The organism is Deltaproteobacteria bacterium, assembly GCA_016218975.1.
In the GTDB taxonomy this organism is placed as follows: Bacteria; Desulfobacterota; Deferrimicrobia; order Deferrimicrobiales; family Deferrimicrobiaceae; genus JAENIX01.
The window spans coordinates 1-15,736 of the sequence record JACRCO010000038.1 but is presented as its reverse complement, the minus strand read 5'-3'; the positions used below and the strand labels follow the sequence as shown (position 1 = coordinate 15,736).

Genomic DNA, 15,736 nt, shown 5'->3' with positions numbered 1-15,736 from the left:
TCTGCGAAATCTCCCGGATCATCGACCACATGGTGTGCATAGGCACGAACATGGTCGACCTCGGGGCGCTCACGAACTTCTGGTATTTCTGGAAGCCGCGCGAAGAGGCCTACATGAAGCTGATCGAGCCGCTGACGGGCACGCGGTTAACGACCGGGTACACCCGGATCGGCGGCATGCAATGGGACCTGCCGGAAGGGTGGGTGGAGACCTGCCGGAACGTCTGCAAGAACTCCTTCCTGCCTGCGATCAAGGACGTGAACGCCCTGCTCACGAAGAACCGGATCTTCATCGACAGGACCATGGGCGTGGGCCCGATCTCGAAGAAGGACGCGGTCGCCATGGGCTTCACGGGGCCGTGCCTGCGGGCGGCGGGGGTCCCCCTCGACCTGCGGAAGGACCAGCCTTACCTGGTCTACGACCGGTTCGATTTCGACATCCCCATCGGGGAGCAAGGCGATACCTGCGACCGGTACATGGTGCGGATGGAGGAGATGCGCCAGTCGGTGCGGATCATAGAGCAGGCGCTCGACCAGCTCCCGGGCGGACCGATCAACGTCGACGACACCCGCTACCTGCTGCCCGACAAGACGCTGGTCTACACGACGATCGAAGGGCTGATGCAGCACTTCAAGAACATCTTCGAGGGGATACAGGTCCCCGCCGGCGAGGTCTATTCCGCCACCGAGGCGGCCAACGGCGAGCTGGGGTATTACATCGTGAGCAAGGGCGGCGGCGGGCCTTACAAGATAAAGGTCCGGCCCCCCTGCTTCAACATGTTCCAGGGGATGCCGCTTCTGTGCGAGGGGCAGATGCTCGCCGACCTTATCGCGGTACTCGGAAGCGTCAACATCATCGCGGGGGAGCTCGACCGGTGAGCGTGGTCTTCTCCGAAAACGGACGCAGGGAATTCGAGGCCCTCCTGGCGCGGTATCCGGACAAGGAGGCGGCGATCCTGCCGACCCTCCACATCGCCCAGCGTGAGTTCGGGCACGTCTCGGACGAGGCGGTCGTCTACGTGGCCGGTCTCCTGGGATTCACCCCGGCGCGGATCGAAGGCGTGGCGACTTTTTACACGATGTACAACCGGAAGCCGGTCGGAAAGTACCACGTGCAGATCTGCCGCAACATCTCCTGCTCCCTCCTGGGAGCGGAGCACCTGATCGGGCACTTGTCGAAGAAGCTGGGGGTTAAACCCGGGGAGACGACGCCGGACGGGAAGTTCACCCTCTCCACGGCGGAGTGCCTGGGAAGCTGCGGGACGGCCCCCGTGATGCAGGTAAACGACGACTACCACGAGAACCTGACCGAGGAGAAGATCGACGCCCTCCTCGACCGGCTCCCGTGACCTTGGCGCAGAGCGGATGACTATGGAAACGGTCCTTTCCACCCATTGGGCGAACGAGCGTTACCGCCACGTGGACACCTACGTGGAACTGGGCGGGTACCAGGCGCTCCGCAAGGCGCTCGGAATGGAAAAGCAGCAGATCGTCGACGAGGTGAAGAAGGCGAACCTGCGGGGCCGAGGCGGCGCGGGTTTCCCTGCGGGCGTCAAGTGGGGGTTCCTCCCGAAGGACATGTCCCGCCCGCGGGTGCTGGTGATCAACGCGGACGAAGGGGAGCCGGGCACTTTCAAGGACCGGGAGATCATGCGCAGGACGCCGCACCAGCTCCTGGAGGGGATCGCAATCGCTTCGTACGCGATGACGATCCACATGAGCTACATCTACATCCGCGGCGAGTTCGTCCGCGAGGCGAAGGTCCTCGAGGAAGCTATCGCCGAAGCGTACGCCAAGGGATTCCTGGGGAAAAACATCCTGGGCTCGGGATTCGACATCGACGTCACCGTTCACCGGGGCGCGGGCGCCTACATATGCGGCGAGGAAACCTCCCTCATCAACTCCCTCGAAGGGAAGCGCGGCTGGCCGCGGATCAAGCCTCCCTTCCCGGCGTCCGTCGGCGCGTTCGGCCTCCCCACGATCGTCAACAACGTCGAGACGATCGCCGATGTGCCGTGGATCGTCACCAACGGCGGGGAAAAGTTCGCCGCCCTGGGGGTGGAGAAGAACGGCGGTACGCGCCTTATCGGGGTTTCCGGCGCCGTGAACCGGCCCGGGGTATACGAGCTTTCTGCCGGGGTGAACCTGAAGGACGTCATTTACGTCCACGCCGGCGGGATCAAGGACGGGAAGGAACTGAAGGCGGTGATCCCCGGCGGCTCCTCCACCCCGGTTCTGCGCCCCGACGAAATCGACGTGACGTTCGACATCGAGTCGATGGCGAAGATCGGAACGATGGCGGGATCGGGCGGGGTCATCGTGATTCCCGAGGGAACATGCATGGTCCGCGCCCTCATGGTTCTCGAGAACTTCTACGCGCACGAGTCGTGCGGGCAGTGCACGCCGTGCCGCGAGGGGACCGGCTGGCTGGCGAAGATCATGAGAAGGATCGAGAACGGGCAGGGGCGCGAGGGGGACATCGAGCTGGTGCTCGACCTCTGCGACAACATGATGGGCAGGACGATCTGCCCCCTTGCCGACGCGGCGGCGATGCCTGCCCAGTCGTTCATCTGGAAGTTCCGCGAGGAGTTCGAGCGGCACATCAAGGAAAAGAAATGCCCGTACGGGAATAAATTTTAGCGTGTAAAGGGACCCATGCCGACGTTCACCATAAACGGGATTTCTGCAACCGTTCCGGACGGGACGACGATCCTTGCCGCCGCTATCCGGATCGGGGTCGAGATTCCCCACTACTGCTACCATCCGAAGCTCTCCATCGCCGGGAACTGCCGGATGTGCCTCGTGGAAGTGGAGAAGTTCCCGAAACTGCAGATCGCCTGCAACACCGTGGTGACCGAGGGGATGGTGGTCCGGACGGACACGGAGAAGATCCGCAAAGCGGTGACCGGCGTTCTCGAGCTGATGCTGATCCACCACCCGGTCGACTGCCCCATCTGCGACCAGGCGGGGGAGTGCGGTCTCCAGAACTATTACATGAAATACGGGCTCCACAAGAGCCGGTACGATCTCGAGGACAAGGTCCGCAAGAAGAAGGTGCAGGACATCGGCGGCATGATCGTCCTGGACGCCGAGCGGTGCATCCTTTGCTCCCGCTGCATCCGGTTCCTGCGGGAAGTGTCGAAAACGTGCGAGATGGAGTTCTTCCAGCGGGGGGATCACTCCGAGATCTCCATATTCCCCGGGCGGAAACTGGACAACTACTACACCGGGAACCTGGCCGACATCTGCCCCGTGGGAGCGCTGACGAACAAGGACTTCCGTTTCAAGTGCCGGGTGTGGTTCCTTTCCTCCTTCGATTCCGTCTGCACCGGATGCGCGAACGGCTGCAACGTCCTTGCGGACTTCAAGGGCGACATCCTGTACCGGCTGAAGCCCCGCCGCAACGACGCGGTCAACCAGACCTGGATGTGCGACTTCGGCCGGCTCGAATACAGGAAAGCGAACGAGGCGAGGCTGCTCGTCCCCGTCCTCCGGGAGAACGGGAAGGCTGCCGCCGCCGCATGGGAAGGGGTACTCTCCACGACGGCCTTGAGGCTCCGCGATATAGCCGATAACGAAGGGCCGGATGCGGTGGCGGTCATCGCCTCTCCCCGGTCCTCCAACGAGGAGCTGTTCCTTGCGAAGAAGCTGGCGGCCGAGGTCCTGAAGACGGAGAACATAGGGTTTACCTCGCGTACGCCGGGCGACCGCACCTCCGACGATTTCCTCATCAAGGGGGACAAGAACCCCAACTCGACGGGGGCACAGCTCCTCGGTATCACCGAAGAGGGCTTCGGCCGCGTCGTCAAGGCGATCTCGGACCGCAAGATCCGGGCGCTCCTTGTTTTCGGGAGCGAACTTTCCGATTTCCCGGACTCGCAAGTCGAGGCGCTCCTTTCGAACGTACCGTTCGTCGCCCAGGTCGGAACGAACGAGGGAGTCGTCTCCCGCGTGGCGAACGCGGTCCTTCCGTCGGCCTCCTTCGCCGAGCGGGGCGGAACGTTCACCAACTTCACGGGCCGTGTGCAGCGGTTCAGCCAGGGTTTCCCGCCCAGGGGAAAGGCGATGAACGAGATTGAGATCCTCGCCGGGCTTGCGAACCGGATGGGCGCGGACTGGAAATTCGACGGCGAGGCCTCCGTGTTCCGGGCGCTGGCGGCTTCGTCGGCGCCGTTTGCGGGAATGAGCTACGAATCCCTCGGTTCCGAGGGACAGGTCGTTGCGGAAGGGCGTAAATGAATCCCCAGCTCTTCGACATCGCGGTGGCTGTCGGACGGGTGTCCGTCTTCTTCGCATTCGTCCTGGGGCTCGTCGTGGTCATGACGTGGGTGGAACGGAAAGGGGCCGCCTACATGCAGGACCGGCGGGGCCCCAACCGTGCGCGCATCCTCGGCGTCACGCTTTTCGGCATGTTCCATCCCCTTGCCGACGCGCTGAAGTTCCTGTTCAAGGAAGACTTCATACCGGACACGTCGAACCGGCTCTTCTACCAGATAGCGCCGATGTTCGCCCTTGCCCCGGCGATCCTGACGATGGCGGTCGTCCCGTTCGGCCCTCCCGTTACGATCGGCGGAAAGCAGATAGCGCTCCAGATAGCCGACCTGAACGTGGGAATCCTCTACCTGTTCGCGATCTCCGGGCTGGGAGTCTACGGCATCGTACTCGGCGGCTGGGCCTCCAACAGCAAGTACCCGCTCCTCGGGGGGTTGCGCTCCGCGTCGCAGATGCTCTCTTACGAAGTGTCCATCGGTCTCTCCATCATGGGGATCCTCATGGTGTTCCAGTCCGTCCAGCTCTCCGAGATCGCGCGCGGGCAGGGGGAGCTCCTCTTCGGGATAGTGCCGAAGTGGGGGGTCTTCGTCCAGCCTCTCGGGTTCATCCTGTTCATCACCGCCATGTACGCGGAAGCGAACCGGACTCCGTTCGACCTTCCCGAAGGGGAGTCGGAGCTCGTCGCCGGCTACCACACCGAGTACGGCTCCTTCAAGTTTTCCATGTTCATGATGGCGGAGTACATCCACCTGGTCGTGGGCTCGGCGGTCGTCGCGACGCTCTTCTTCGGCGGCTGGCAGGTTCCGTACCTCGCGGACACCGGCTTCGTCTTCCCCGGCGGCGCTTCCTTCGCGTTGCCGGCCGCGGCCGTGCTGGTCTTAAGGATCGCGGCGTTCGTGGCGAAGACGTTCTTCTTCTGCTGGCTCTTCGTGTGGGTCCGGTGGACGATCCCCCGGTTCCGGTACGACCAGGTGATGCGCCTGGGATGGAAAGTGATGCTCCCGCTTTCGCTGCTGAACATCTTCGTGACGGGGCTGGTGCTGCTCCTGATCGATAAAGGCGGTTTCTAAAGAGAACATGACGATCGGCGTGAAAAAAGTGGCGCGGCCCGAGAAGATGTCCTTCGGGGAGAGCCTCTACCTGCTCGAGATCGTGAAGGGCCTTGCGGTGACGATGGGGCATTTCCTGCACAACGCCGCGCACAACAAGGAGATCCCTACGATCGAGTACCCCGAGGTGCGCAGGGCGATGCCGCCGAGGTTCCGGGGATGCCACCGGCTGATGAAGCGGCCCAACGGGGCGCCGCGCTGCGTCGCCTGCTACATGTGCGCGACCGCCTGCCCGGCGAAGTGCATCACCATCGTTGCGGGAGAGTCCCCCGACCCGGGAGTGGAGAAGTACCCGGTGCGGTTCGATATCGACATGCTTCGCTGCATCTTCTGCGGCCAGTGCGTCGAGGCGTGCCCGTGCGACGCGATCCGGATGGACACCGGGTGGCATACACCGCCGGACATCACCCGGGAAAAGCTCATATTCACGGTCGACCGGCTGCTGGAGAAGTAAGGGGAGATGGAACCGATCCTGTTCATCATATTCGGGGCGATCGCCGTGGGCGGGTCGATCATGGTGGTGACGCGAAGGCACCCGATGTCCTCGGCGCTCTACCTCATCCTGACGCTGTTCGCCGTGGCGGCGCTATTCGTCCTGCGGCAGGCCCACTTCCTGGCGGCGATCCAGGTCATCGTGTATGCCGGGGCGGTGGTGGTCCTGTTCATCTTCGTCATCATGCTGATAAACGTCCCGGAGAATAAACTCCCCGTGGAGCGGGTGACGGGCTTGAGATTGCTGGGGGTCGTGGCGGCCGGGCTCCTTATCCTGGAATCGGCCGTACTGGCGCGGCGGTTGGCGATTCCTTCCGGGTCGACGGCGGACGCCGGTTCCGTCCAGGCGGTGGGAAGGGCGTTGTTCACCGACTACCTGCTCGCATTCGAGATCACCTCGGTGCTGCTGCTGGCGGCAGTGATCGGGGCGATAGCGCTTGCGAAGAAGAAAATATGAGAGTCATGCGGGAAGCCATGAAAACGTGCGCACGGGAGATATCGGGATGATGGATCCGGCCGCGTACCTGCTGCTCTCCGGGATCCTGTTCGGGATCGGCGTGGCCGGCGTGGTGGCGCGCAAGAACGCGCTCATCATACTGATGAGCGTCGAAATCATGCTGAACGCCGTCAACGTGGCGTTCATCGCCGTCGGATCGCACCTGGGCGATCCCACCGGCTCGATCTTCGCGTTCATGGTCATGACCGTGGCCGCCGCCGAGGCGGCGGTGGGGCTCGCGATCCTCATCGCGATTTACAGGCTGAAGGAAACGATCGACGTCACGGAACTGAGCGTGCTGAAATGGTGAACGGCATCCTCGATTATATCTGGCTGGTCCCGGCCTTCCCCCTCCTGGGGGTCATCCTGAACGGGGCGATCGCGCTGTTCAGCGAAAGACCGCTCCTCCTTGCCGAGGCTGCGCATGATGTAGAGTCCCACGGGCATGGCCATGGCGATTCCCACGGAGGCCATCACGCCCCGCCCGCGTACCGGAAGCTGGTCGGCTTCATCGGCCCGGCTGTGGTGGGAGCGGCCTTCGTCGTGTCGCTCCTGTCGGTCATCGAGCTCGCCGCGCGGGCCCCGCACGACCGTACCTTCATCCAGGTCCTCTTCCCGTGGATCCAGGCGGGAGGATTCAACGCCGCCGCCGCCCTTCAGCTCGATCCCCTTTCCTCGGTGATGATCCTCGTGGTCACCGGCGTGGGCTTTCTCATACATGTCTACTCCGTCGGATACATGTCCCACGAGAAGGCGTTTGCGCGCTACTTCGTCTACCTGAACCTTTTCACCTTCGCGATGCTCACCCTCGTGCTCGGCAGCAACTACCTCGTCATGTTCGTCGGATGGGAAGGGGTGGGCCTCTGCTCGTACCTGTTGATCGGCTACTGGTACGAGAAGAAGAGCGCATCCGACGCGGGGAAAAAGGCGTTCATCGTGAACAGGGTGGGCGACTTCGGGTTCATGCTGGGCATGTTCCTCATCTTCTGGACGTTCGGCACGATAAATTACACCGAGGTCTTCGAGAAGATCCCGGCCCTTTCGGCCAGCGGGGTCCTGACGACGGAGATCGCGACGGCGATCACGCTCCTGCTCTTCGTAGGCGCCACCGGCAAGTCGGCGCAGATCCCTCTCTACACCTGGCTTCCCGACGCAATGGAGGGCCCCACGCCCGTATCCGCCCTCATCCACGCGGCGACCATGGTCACGGCCGGCGTCTACATGGTGGCGCGCTCCAACGCGCTCTACCTGCTTTCGCCCTTCTCGATGGGGGTGGTGGCGGTGGTGGGGGCGGCGACGGCCATCTTCTCCGCGACGATCGGCATCACGCAGAATGACATCAAGCGGGTGCTCGCCTACTCGACCGTCTCACAACTCGGGTACATGTTCCTCGCGTGCGGCGTGGGTGCTTTCACGGCGGGGATCTTCCACCTCATGACGCACGCCTTCTTCAAGGCGCTCCTCTTCCTGGGGTCGGGCTCGGTGATCCACGCCCTGTCGGGCGAGCAGGACATGCGGAAGATGGGGAGCCTGAAAAAACATCTTCCGATCACCTTCACTACGATGTTCATCGCTACGCTCGCGATCGCGGGAATCCCGGGGCTGTCCGGCTTCTTCTCGAAGGACGAAATCCTCTGGAAGGCGTACTCCTCCGGGCACGGGCACGTGGCGCTGTGGGCCGTCGCCGCGCTCGCGGCGGGCGTCACCGCATTCTACATGTTCCGCCTGGTGTTCATGACCTTCTTCGGCGAATCGCGGATGGATCCTCATGTGGAAAAGCACGTCCACGAATCCCCCTGGTCGATGACGGTGCCGTTGATGCTGCTGGCCGTCCTTTCGGTCGTCGGCGGGTGGATCGGCATCCCGGAGGTGCTGAAAGGGCACAACCACTTCGAGCACTGGCTGGCGCCGGTCTTTTCCCACGGAGCTTCGGCCGGACACGGGGCGGCGCACCATCCGGTCACGCTGGAGCTCGGGCTGATGGCCGGCTCTGTGGCGGTGGCATTGTGCGGGATCGGGCTGGCGTATTTCCTCTACCGTGTGCGTACTGACAAACCCGGGAAGATTGCGGAGGCCGTCCCCGGGCTCTACAAGGCGGTCTATAACAAGTATTTCGTGGACGAGATCTACGATTTCCTCATTGTCCGCAGGATCGTGAACGGCTCGATCGTGCTGTGGGAGGCGTTCGATGCCGCCTTCATCGACGGCATGGTCAACGGGATCGCTTCTGCGGTGCGCGGTATCGGCGACGGCTTAAGGCGGGTCCAGACCGGAGTTGTGGGGAGCTACGCCTTCTCGCTGCTCCTCGGCGCGGTCCTCATCGTCGGTTACATTCTCACAAGGTAGGGCGGGAAGGAAAGGGCGGGGCGGGAGCAAAAAGAGACACATGGAAAAATTGATGCCGAACATATTGACGGTGCTGATCTTCCTCCCGCTGGCCGGGGCGCTGCTGCTCTTCTTCCTGCCGCGGGAGAACGCCCGCCTGATCCGGAGCGTCACCCTTCTCGTGACGATAGTGGAGTTCCTCCTCTCGCTGCCGGTGGTCCTTGGCTTCGACGGCGGAACGGCGGCGATGCAGTTTGTCCAGCGGTATCCCTGGATCCCCGGCTACGGGATCGAGTACCACGTGGGCATCGACGGGATCTCCCTGTGGCTGGTGATTCTCACCACCTTCCTGATGCCCATCGCGGTCCTCTCCACCTACGAAGCGGTGGAGAAGCACGTGAAGGAATTCATGATCTTCATGCTGATCCTGGAAGTCGGGATGGTGGGGGTGTTCCTGGCGGTCGACCTGTTCCTCTTCTACATCTTCTGGGAACTGGTCCTCATACCGATGTACTTCCTCATCGGCGTGTGGGGGAGCGAGCGGCGCATCTATTCGGCGATAAAGTTCTTCATATACACTTTCGCCGGCTCCGTGCTGATGCTCGTCGCGATCATCGCGCTCTATTTCCACCACCACGCGGTGACCGGCGTCTACACCACGAACCTTCTCAGCATGTACGAGCTCGTCATCCCGGTGAAACTCCAGTTCTGGATGTTTTCCGCTTTCGCGCTGGCGTTCGCCTTCAAGGTCCCGATGTTTCCATTCCACACGTGGCTTCCCGACGCCCACGTTGACGCGCCGACGGCGGGCTCGGTCATCCTGGCGGCCGTCCTCCTGAAGATGGGAACGTACGGGTTCCTGCGCTTCGCAATGCCGCTCTTCCCGGTGGCCGCGTTCGACCTGATGCCGCTGGTGCTGACGCTGGCGGTTGTCGGCATCATTTACGGCGCGCTGGTAGCCATGGTCCAGAAGGATATGAAGAAACTCGTCGCCTACTCATCGGTATCCCACCTCGGCTTCGTCATGCTCGGGCTGTTCGCCTTCAATATCCAGGGGATCGAGGGCGCCATACTCCAGATGATCAACCACGGGGTTTCCACCGGGGCCCTTTTCCTCATCGTCGGCATCATCTACGAACGCAGGCACACCCGTCTCATCGAGGAGTTCGGGGGGCTTTCCAAGGTCCTTCCCCTGTACGCCGCCGTCTTCATGGTCGTGACGCTTTCCTCGATCGGCCTGCCGGGGACCAACGGGTTCGTTGGCGAGTTCCTCATCATGGTGGGGGCGTTCAAGACGGCCAGGTGGTACGTGGTTTTCGCCGCGACGGGCGTGATACTCTCCGCGGTCTACATGCTCTGGATGTTCCAGCGGGTGATGTACGGAAAGATCACCAACGAGAAGAACCTGCGCCTCCCGGACCTGAAACCCCGTGAGATCGCCTACATGCTCCCCTTGATCGTCATGATCTTCTGGATCGGGATCTACCCCCGGACGTTCCTGCGGAAGATGGACGCATCGGTTTCGGCGGTCGTGACGAGGATCGAGACGAAACGGCAGGCGGCCCTCGTGGAACGGCCGGCGGGGGAGACCCTGCTCGCCCGCTACTTCGACGTGAAGAAATGAGGACTCGGTGCTTCAGTTTATTTGCGGGAAGGGACACTAGATGACCCCGATCGTCATGGATGCTTCCGCGATGATGCAGGGCCTCTACAGCATCCTTCCAGAGATGCTCGTCGTGGCGACGGCTCTCTTCGTTCTGTTCGTCGACCTCATACTGCCCGAGGAGAACCGGCGGATCCTGTGCGGCGTGAGCATTATCGGCGTAGCCCTTTCCCTCTTCTCGGTCTTCGCGATGGGTACGGGGAAGATAAGCGGGTTCTCCGGAGCGGTTGTCCACGACGGGCTGGGGGCCTTCTTCGAGATCGTCATACTGTCGGCATGCGCGCTGACGCTCCTCATGGCGACGGGCTACTCCGAGTGGGAGGGAACCCACAAGGGCGAGTTCTACTCGTTGATGCTGCTCTCAACTTCGGGGATGATGTTCATGGCGAAGGGGACCGACCTCATGACGGTCTTCCTGGGCCTGGAGACGCTTTCCATTCCGATCTACGTCCTGGTCGGGTTCCACCGGCACCGTATGTCCTCGCTCGAAGGGGCGCTGAAATACTTCCTCCTTGGGGCGTTCGCCTCCGGGTTCCTTCTCTACGGGATCGCGCTGATGTACTCCGTGGCGGGCACCACGAAGATCCCGCAGCTCGCGTCGATTCTCTACGACGCGCGGATCGCGGCGAACCCGGTCTTCCTGGCGGGTGTCGGCCTCCTGCTGGTCGGCTTCGCCTTCAAGGTGTCGCTGGTGCCGTTCCACATGTGGACCCCGGACGCATACGAAGGGGCGCCCACGGTGGTCACGGCCTTCATGTCCGCCGCGGTCAAGGCGGCGGCGTTCGCCGCGCTGATCCGCGTCCTGCTGCTGACGTCCGGGGGACTGCAGCCGGTCCTGTGGAAGGTCCTCTGGGTCCTCTCCGTGCTGACGATGACGGTAGGGAACCTCTCGGCGCTCGTGCAGAACAACGTGAAGCGGATGTTGGCCTACTCCTCGATCGCGCACGCGGGATACATACTCGTCGGGATGGTCTCGGGCGACGTGCTGGGCGGGCAGGCTTCCCTCTTCTACCTGCTGGTGTACGCCTTCATGAATATCGGCGCCTTCGGCGTGGTGATGCTCATCGCGCAGAAGGAGGACGAGGGGTACGACATCTCCAACCTTGCCGGAATTGGGTTCAAGTACCCGGCGCTCGCGGGGCTTCTCACCCTGTTCCTCGTGTCGCTGGGCGGCATCCCTCCGACTGCCGGCTTCGTCGGGAAGTTCTACCTCTTCAGCGCCGCGATAAAGAACGGTTACATCTGGCTGGCCGTCATCGGCGTGCTGAACAGCGCCGCTTCCATTTATTACTACCTGCGGCTGGTCGTCTACATGTACTTCATGCCCGCGAACGGGGAGGTGCCTCAGCCCCGTCCTCCGCGGATCGCCTTCTCGCTCGCCCTCTGCGCTTCCGCAGTGATGGTTCTCCTGCTCGGGATCCTCCCGCACTCGGTGCTGGAGTTCGCCGAGCGCTCCGTCCTCTCCCTTCTGATGTGATCCGCGATCGGGCGCCCAAGCGGGCTCAGGCGCTCTTCCTTTTTCCGTTGACGGCGCGAAATACGGCGTCGTTCAGAGTATCCAGCGTGTAGGGCTTCGTTACGATTCCGGTAAATCCGTACCGGTCAGGCTCCGACAGGATCGGGTCGTTCGAGTAGCCGCTTGAAACGATCGCCACGACGCCGGGATCGATGTTCCTCAGGATCCGGATCGTCTCCTTGCCTCCCATGCCGCCGGGCACCGTCAGGTCCATGATCACGGCGTCGAAGGGTCCCCCCGCCGCCATCGATTTCCTGTAAAGCTCGATCGCTTCCACACCGTCCCGGGCGCAGGTCACGTCGTATCCCAGATGGGACAGCATGTCCGTCGCCACCATCCGGATGAATTCCTCGTCGTCCATCACAAGAATGTGCCCGGTTCCGGCCGGAGAAGGCGCCGGGGCGGGATCGGCCTCCTCCGGTTTTTTTTCCGAAGCCGGCAGGTAGAGATGGAACGTGGTCCCCGAGCCGGGCCCCGAGTCCACTTCGACCTGGCCGTCATGACGCCTGACGATCGAATAGACGGTCGCGAGCCCCAGCCCGCTTCCGTGCTCTTTGGTGGTGAAGTAGGGATCGAAAATCCTGGAAAGGTTCTCCGGCGGGATGCCGTGGCCTTCATCCCGGATTGATACCTTGACGATATTTCCATGGAGGCCTGCGCTGTTCAATGCCGGGTCCGCATGGACATTTTGCGCGGTTATCCGGATGACCCCCCCGTCAGGCATCGCCTGCACCGCATTGATGACAAGGTTGTTTATCGCCTGGCTCATCTGCCCTTCGTCGACGTCGACCGGTTGAAGGTCTTCGGCGAAATGGAACTTGCAGAGGACGTTCGAACCTCGTGTGACGAAGACAGCCGATTGCCGGATCAATTCGACGATCGAGGCGGTTTTCCTGACGGGCGCTCCTCCCTTGGAAAACGTCAACAGTTGCCGGGTCAGATCCCTTGCCCGCAGGGAGGCTTTTTCGATTTCCGCCAGCCGGTCGAAGGAGGAATCGTCCCGCCGGGCCTTTGCCAGGGAGAGGTTCCCGAGGATCGCCGAAAGCAGATTGTTGAAATCGTGCGCGATCCCCCCGGCGAGAACGCCGATCGATTCCAGTTTCTGGGCATTCTGCAATTTCTCCTCGATCTTTTTCCGCTCCGTGTTGTCGCGGAAGACCAGGACCCCTCCGATTACGTTACCATCCAGGCTCCGGATCGGCGCATAACTCGAGGAAACGAGGTGTTCCGATCCGTCCCGGGATACGAGCAACAGGTTGTCACGGACTACATGACAGCTTCCCCGGGGAGAGGAATCCCCGAGCGGATCGATCTCTTTACGGGAGCCCGTTGCGTCAATGGTGCTCAAGACTTCCGGAAGCGGTTTCCCTGCAGCCTCGATTTGCGTCCATCCCAGCAGATCCTCCGCCAACTTGTTTATCAGCACTACGTTTCCGTCCGTATCGGTGCTGACGACGCCGTCCCCTATGCTCAGGAGGGTGACGGACAGCAGCTCCTTTTCGCTTGCGAGGCAATCCTCGGTGCTTTTGTGGTTGGCGATCTCCTCATGCAGGGATTCGTTCGCCGTCTTCAGCTCGCGGAATTTCTGCATCAGGGAGGCCGTCATGACCTTGAAATTTTCGACAAGGGAATGTATCTCGGACAGGGCCGAACCGGGCCAATCGATGGTCTGCTGCGAAGCGATCCGTGACGGGAGGCCGGTGGTGACACTCTTCAATCGCTCTATGGGATGGACCAGCCGGCGGCTCATGTACGCCGAAAAGAATATGGATATGAAGATGATCGCCAGCATGAAGGAAAAACTGTCGATATAGGTAGTTTCGAAGAGTTCCTTCTGGTAAGGGGCTATGGGAATGGCGAGAACGACTTTCCATGGAATGTCTTTTCCTACGGAGGAATCCATGACATAGAATGATTTTTTCCAGCGGTCGAACGCCGACTTTGCCGCATTGACCGGAGGCATCCATTTGTAGATGCCGGAATGCAGCGGCTGCACCTCGCCGTTGCTTCGCCAATCCCATGTCTGCATGGGGGCGATGGATTCCTTGGTGGTGGCGACGACCTTGCCGTTTTCATCCAATAGCGTCGCCTGGACCCCCCATGCGGCCATGATTCTCTCCAGCTCGCCTTTCAGGTGGTTCAGATCGACGGCCCCGATGGCGAAACCGTTGAATCGGCCGCGTTCGACGATCGGGACGCTCAGTGTGACGATAGGCTGAAATACCCCGCCCCGACCAATGAAGACTTCCGACATCACCGGCCGGAGAGTGTTTTTCAATTTCCGATAGTATTGCCTGTCGGAGAAATCGAGCCCTAACGTGGATTCGCCTTTTTCATTTTTCTCCGGATAAAAGGCGACGGTCACCCCTTCCCTGTTTGCGACGTACATGGCGTGAAAATCCGGGTATATCCCTTTGACGAAACCGGTTTTTTCCTGCAAGGCGGCTGAAGGCACGGGTCCGGCCTTGGCTGCAAAATCGGCAAGAGCAGCCACCCCGTCCATATGCCTTCGAATGAACGAATCGGTTACCTGCGCCGCTTCGACCGTGGAATTTTTAAGTTTTTGCGAAATCCTTCCCTCGATATCGTCGAACGCTTTTCTGCTGTTTATGATCATGATTACGAGGGCGGGAAGAAGGATCACGGCAAGAATCAATGAAAAAAGGGCCTGCCGGATCGGGACGGTTTTCCTTGGACCGGAAATCCCCAACCAGTCGTGTATGGGGAGGTAATCCAGGAGGATGCAGGCGATCAGGGTGTTGAAAATTCCGTTCACGCTCTGTTTCAGCAGAACAAGCAACGCCGCATGGTAGCCGGCTTTCATGAAGATGAAATACAGGAGCCAGTTCAACGGGCTGCCGATGCAAAGCCAGAAAAATCCGTCCAGCAGCACCAGATTCCTGTTTTCCCCCCGGTTCAGAAGACCGACGACCAGAATTTCGAGGGAGAAAATTACGATGCCGTAAGGATGATACCAGTGCAGGTACGTGCAGCCGCTGGCGAGGAGAGCTGCGAACACTCCCCAGGAGACGCCAAAGAATTGCAGGATGATAATCAGGAAAATGCTGCCGAAAAGAAAATCGAAGCCGAAAAACAACGATAACTTGAAGTAGTTGCCGGCAATTGCCATGGCAACCAGCAGCAACATGCTGCATGCGCGAATAATGGATTTTTTCCTTGTTTCGTCCATCGTTACATCTCTTCTTATAACAGTAGTTGGAACCAATATGATGAACGCGGATCTTTATATCGGAAGAAAGCGATCGTTTCTTGCGTTATAAGTGAAAAAAGCTCGTATTCATCAGCTTATCTCCCGGAACGGCAAGACATTTCAGGTTTTCAATGCCGGTTTCCGACAGGAAAATTTTCTTTCGTTCCTTGCCGATCGGCGAGGAATTTTTTGCGGAACGGGCATCTCAAGTCCGAAAAAAATTCGCCATTTCTTCAACCGGGAGGCTTGTCATGGGCGGGAACGGCATCAGCAGGAGAGATTTTCTGAAAGTATCGTCACTGACGTTAGCCGGAGCTTGCGCGGCTCTGAAATCATCTCCGTCATACGCGGGAATGATGGGCGGGGGCGGAGGAATGGGTGGCGGCGGAATGGGCGGCGGCTGCGGGACCGGTACGATAGATCCACCGCCGGGAAGTTCTTTCCAGGATCCGCCCGTGATGCCGAATATCAGCACGACTCCCGGCGTCGTCGAGGTTGCGGTCAACGCCAGGAAAGCGCCTGCAGGCGTTAACGGCACGACGGCGAATCTCCTCACGTACAACGGTTTTTATCCCGCCCCCACGATCCGGGCCCGGCAGGGGGATTTGCTGCGGATACGCTTCACGAATTCGCTCGACATCCCGGGGACGAAC

The 15,736-nt window shown here is 61.1% G+C and carries 13 protein-coding genes; 12 read left to right on the top strand and 1 reads right to left on the bottom strand.

The window, feature by feature from the left end; genetic code table 11:
* From HY896_05945 to HY896_05895, 11 genes are all read left to right on the top strand, one after another.
* Window positions 1–878: NADH-quinone oxidoreductase subunit D (locus HY896_05945; protein MBI5575889.1), on the top strand; the 878-nt coding region annotated here is incomplete at its 5' end.
* A complete protein-coding gene (gene nuoE / locus HY896_05940; protein MBI5575888.1) occupies window positions 875–1,348 on the top strand; it encodes an NADH-quinone oxidoreductase subunit NuoE in 474 nt (157 codons plus the stop codon). The genes HY896_05945 and nuoE, both read left to right, overlap by 4 nt.
* Before the next feature lie 16 nt (window positions 1,349–1,364).
* Entirely contained in the window at window positions 1,365–2,639 is a 1,275-nt protein-coding gene (gene nuoF, locus HY896_05935; protein ID MBI5575887.1) for an NADH-quinone oxidoreductase subunit NuoF, read from the top strand.
* Window positions 2,640–2,654: 15 nt separating this feature from the next.
* Window positions 2,655–4,238 carry a (2Fe-2S)-binding protein gene (locus HY896_05930; protein ID MBI5575886.1) on the top strand — a complete coding sequence of 528 codons (1,584 nt, stop codon included), beginning with the start codon at window positions 2,655–2,657 and terminating at the stop codon, window positions 4,236–4,238.
* Window positions 4,235–5,341 (top strand): NADH-quinone oxidoreductase subunit NuoH, encoded by a 1,107-nt coding sequence (gene nuoH / locus HY896_05925; protein ID MBI5575885.1) that lies wholly within the window; start codon window positions 4,235–4,237, stop codon window positions 5,339–5,341. Before HY896_05930 ends, nuoH begins: the two co-directional genes overlap by 4 nt.
* 7 nt (window positions 5,342–5,348) lie before the next feature.
* On the top strand, window positions 5,349–5,834 hold the full coding sequence (locus HY896_05920) for an NADH-quinone oxidoreductase subunit I (GenBank protein MBI5575884.1): 486 nt from the start codon (window positions 5,349–5,351) through the stop codon (window positions 5,832–5,834).
* A gap of 6 nt (window positions 5,835–5,840) precedes the next feature.
* Window positions 5,841–6,329, top strand: coding sequence for an NADH-quinone oxidoreductase subunit J (locus HY896_05915; GenBank protein ID MBI5575883.1), 489 nt, complete (start codon window positions 5,841–5,843; stop codon window positions 6,327–6,329).
* Window positions 6,330–6,375: 46 nt separating this feature from the next.
* The gene (gene nuoK, locus HY896_05910; protein ID MBI5575882.1) at window positions 6,376–6,678 is read left to right on the top strand and encodes an NADH-quinone oxidoreductase subunit NuoK; all 303 of its coding nucleotides are present in this window, start codon (window positions 6,376–6,378) and stop codon (window positions 6,676–6,678) included.
* Window positions 6,672–8,714 (top strand): NADH-quinone oxidoreductase subunit L, encoded by a 2,043-nt coding sequence (gene nuoL / locus HY896_05905; GenBank protein ID MBI5575881.1) that lies wholly within the window; start codon window positions 6,672–6,674, stop codon window positions 8,712–8,714. The genes nuoK and nuoL overlap by 7 nt, the downstream gene beginning before the upstream one ends.
* Before the next feature lie 40 nt (window positions 8,715–8,754).
* Entirely contained in the window at window positions 8,755–10,317 is a 1,563-nt protein-coding gene (locus HY896_05900) for an NADH-quinone oxidoreductase subunit M (protein MBI5575880.1), read from the top strand.
* 55 nt (window positions 10,318–10,372) lie between these two features.
* Window positions 10,373–11,833: an NADH-quinone oxidoreductase subunit N gene (locus HY896_05895; GenBank protein MBI5575879.1), complete on the top strand. Its 1,461-nt coding sequence runs from the start codon at window positions 10,373–10,375 to the stop codon at window positions 11,831–11,833.
* Between the two features lie 25 nt (window positions 11,834–11,858).
* Here HY896_05895 and HY896_05890 read toward each other — a convergent pair whose 3' ends face one another.
* Window positions 11,859–15,062, bottom strand: coding sequence for a response regulator (locus tag HY896_05890; protein MBI5575878.1), 3,204 nt, complete (start codon window positions 15,060–15,062; stop codon window positions 11,859–11,861).
* 272 nt (window positions 15,063–15,334) lie between these two features.
* Between HY896_05890 and HY896_05885 the strand changes: the two genes are divergently transcribed.
* A partial coding sequence (locus tag HY896_05885) for a multicopper oxidase domain-containing protein (GenBank protein ID MBI5575877.1) occupies window positions 15,335–15,736 on the top strand: 402 nt, incomplete at its 3' end.

Coding starts and splice junctions, on each gene's coding strand:
- nuoF (MBI5575887.1), top strand. CDS start 1,365: ATGACTATGGAAACGGTCCTTTCCACCCATTGGGCGAACGAGCGTTAC.
- HY896_05930 (MBI5575886.1), top strand. CDS start 2,655: ATGCCGACGTTCACCATAAACGGGATTTCTGCAACCGTTCCGGACGGG.
- nuoH (MBI5575885.1), top strand. CDS start 4,235: ATGAATCCCCAGCTCTTCGACATCGCGGTGGCTGTCGGACGGGTGTCC.
- HY896_05920 (MBI5575884.1), top strand. CDS start 5,349: ATGACGATCGGCGTGAAAAAAGTGGCGCGGCCCGAGAAGATGTCCTTC.
- HY896_05915 (MBI5575883.1), top strand. CDS start 5,841: ATGGAACCGATCCTGTTCATCATATTCGGGGCGATCGCCGTGGGCGGG.
- nuoK (MBI5575882.1), top strand. CDS start 6,376: ATGATGGATCCGGCCGCGTACCTGCTGCTCTCCGGGATCCTGTTCGGG.
- nuoL (MBI5575881.1), top strand. CDS start 6,672: ATGGTGAACGGCATCCTCGATTATATCTGGCTGGTCCCGGCCTTCCCC.
- HY896_05900 (MBI5575880.1), top strand. CDS start 8,755: ATGGAAAAATTGATGCCGAACATATTGACGGTGCTGATCTTCCTCCCG.
- HY896_05895 (MBI5575879.1), top strand. CDS start 10,373: ATGGATGCTTCCGCGATGATGCAGGGCCTCTACAGCATCCTTCCAGAG.
- HY896_05890 (MBI5575878.1), bottom strand. CDS start 15,062: ATGGACGAAACAAGGAAAAAATCCATTATTCGCGCATGCAGCATGTTG.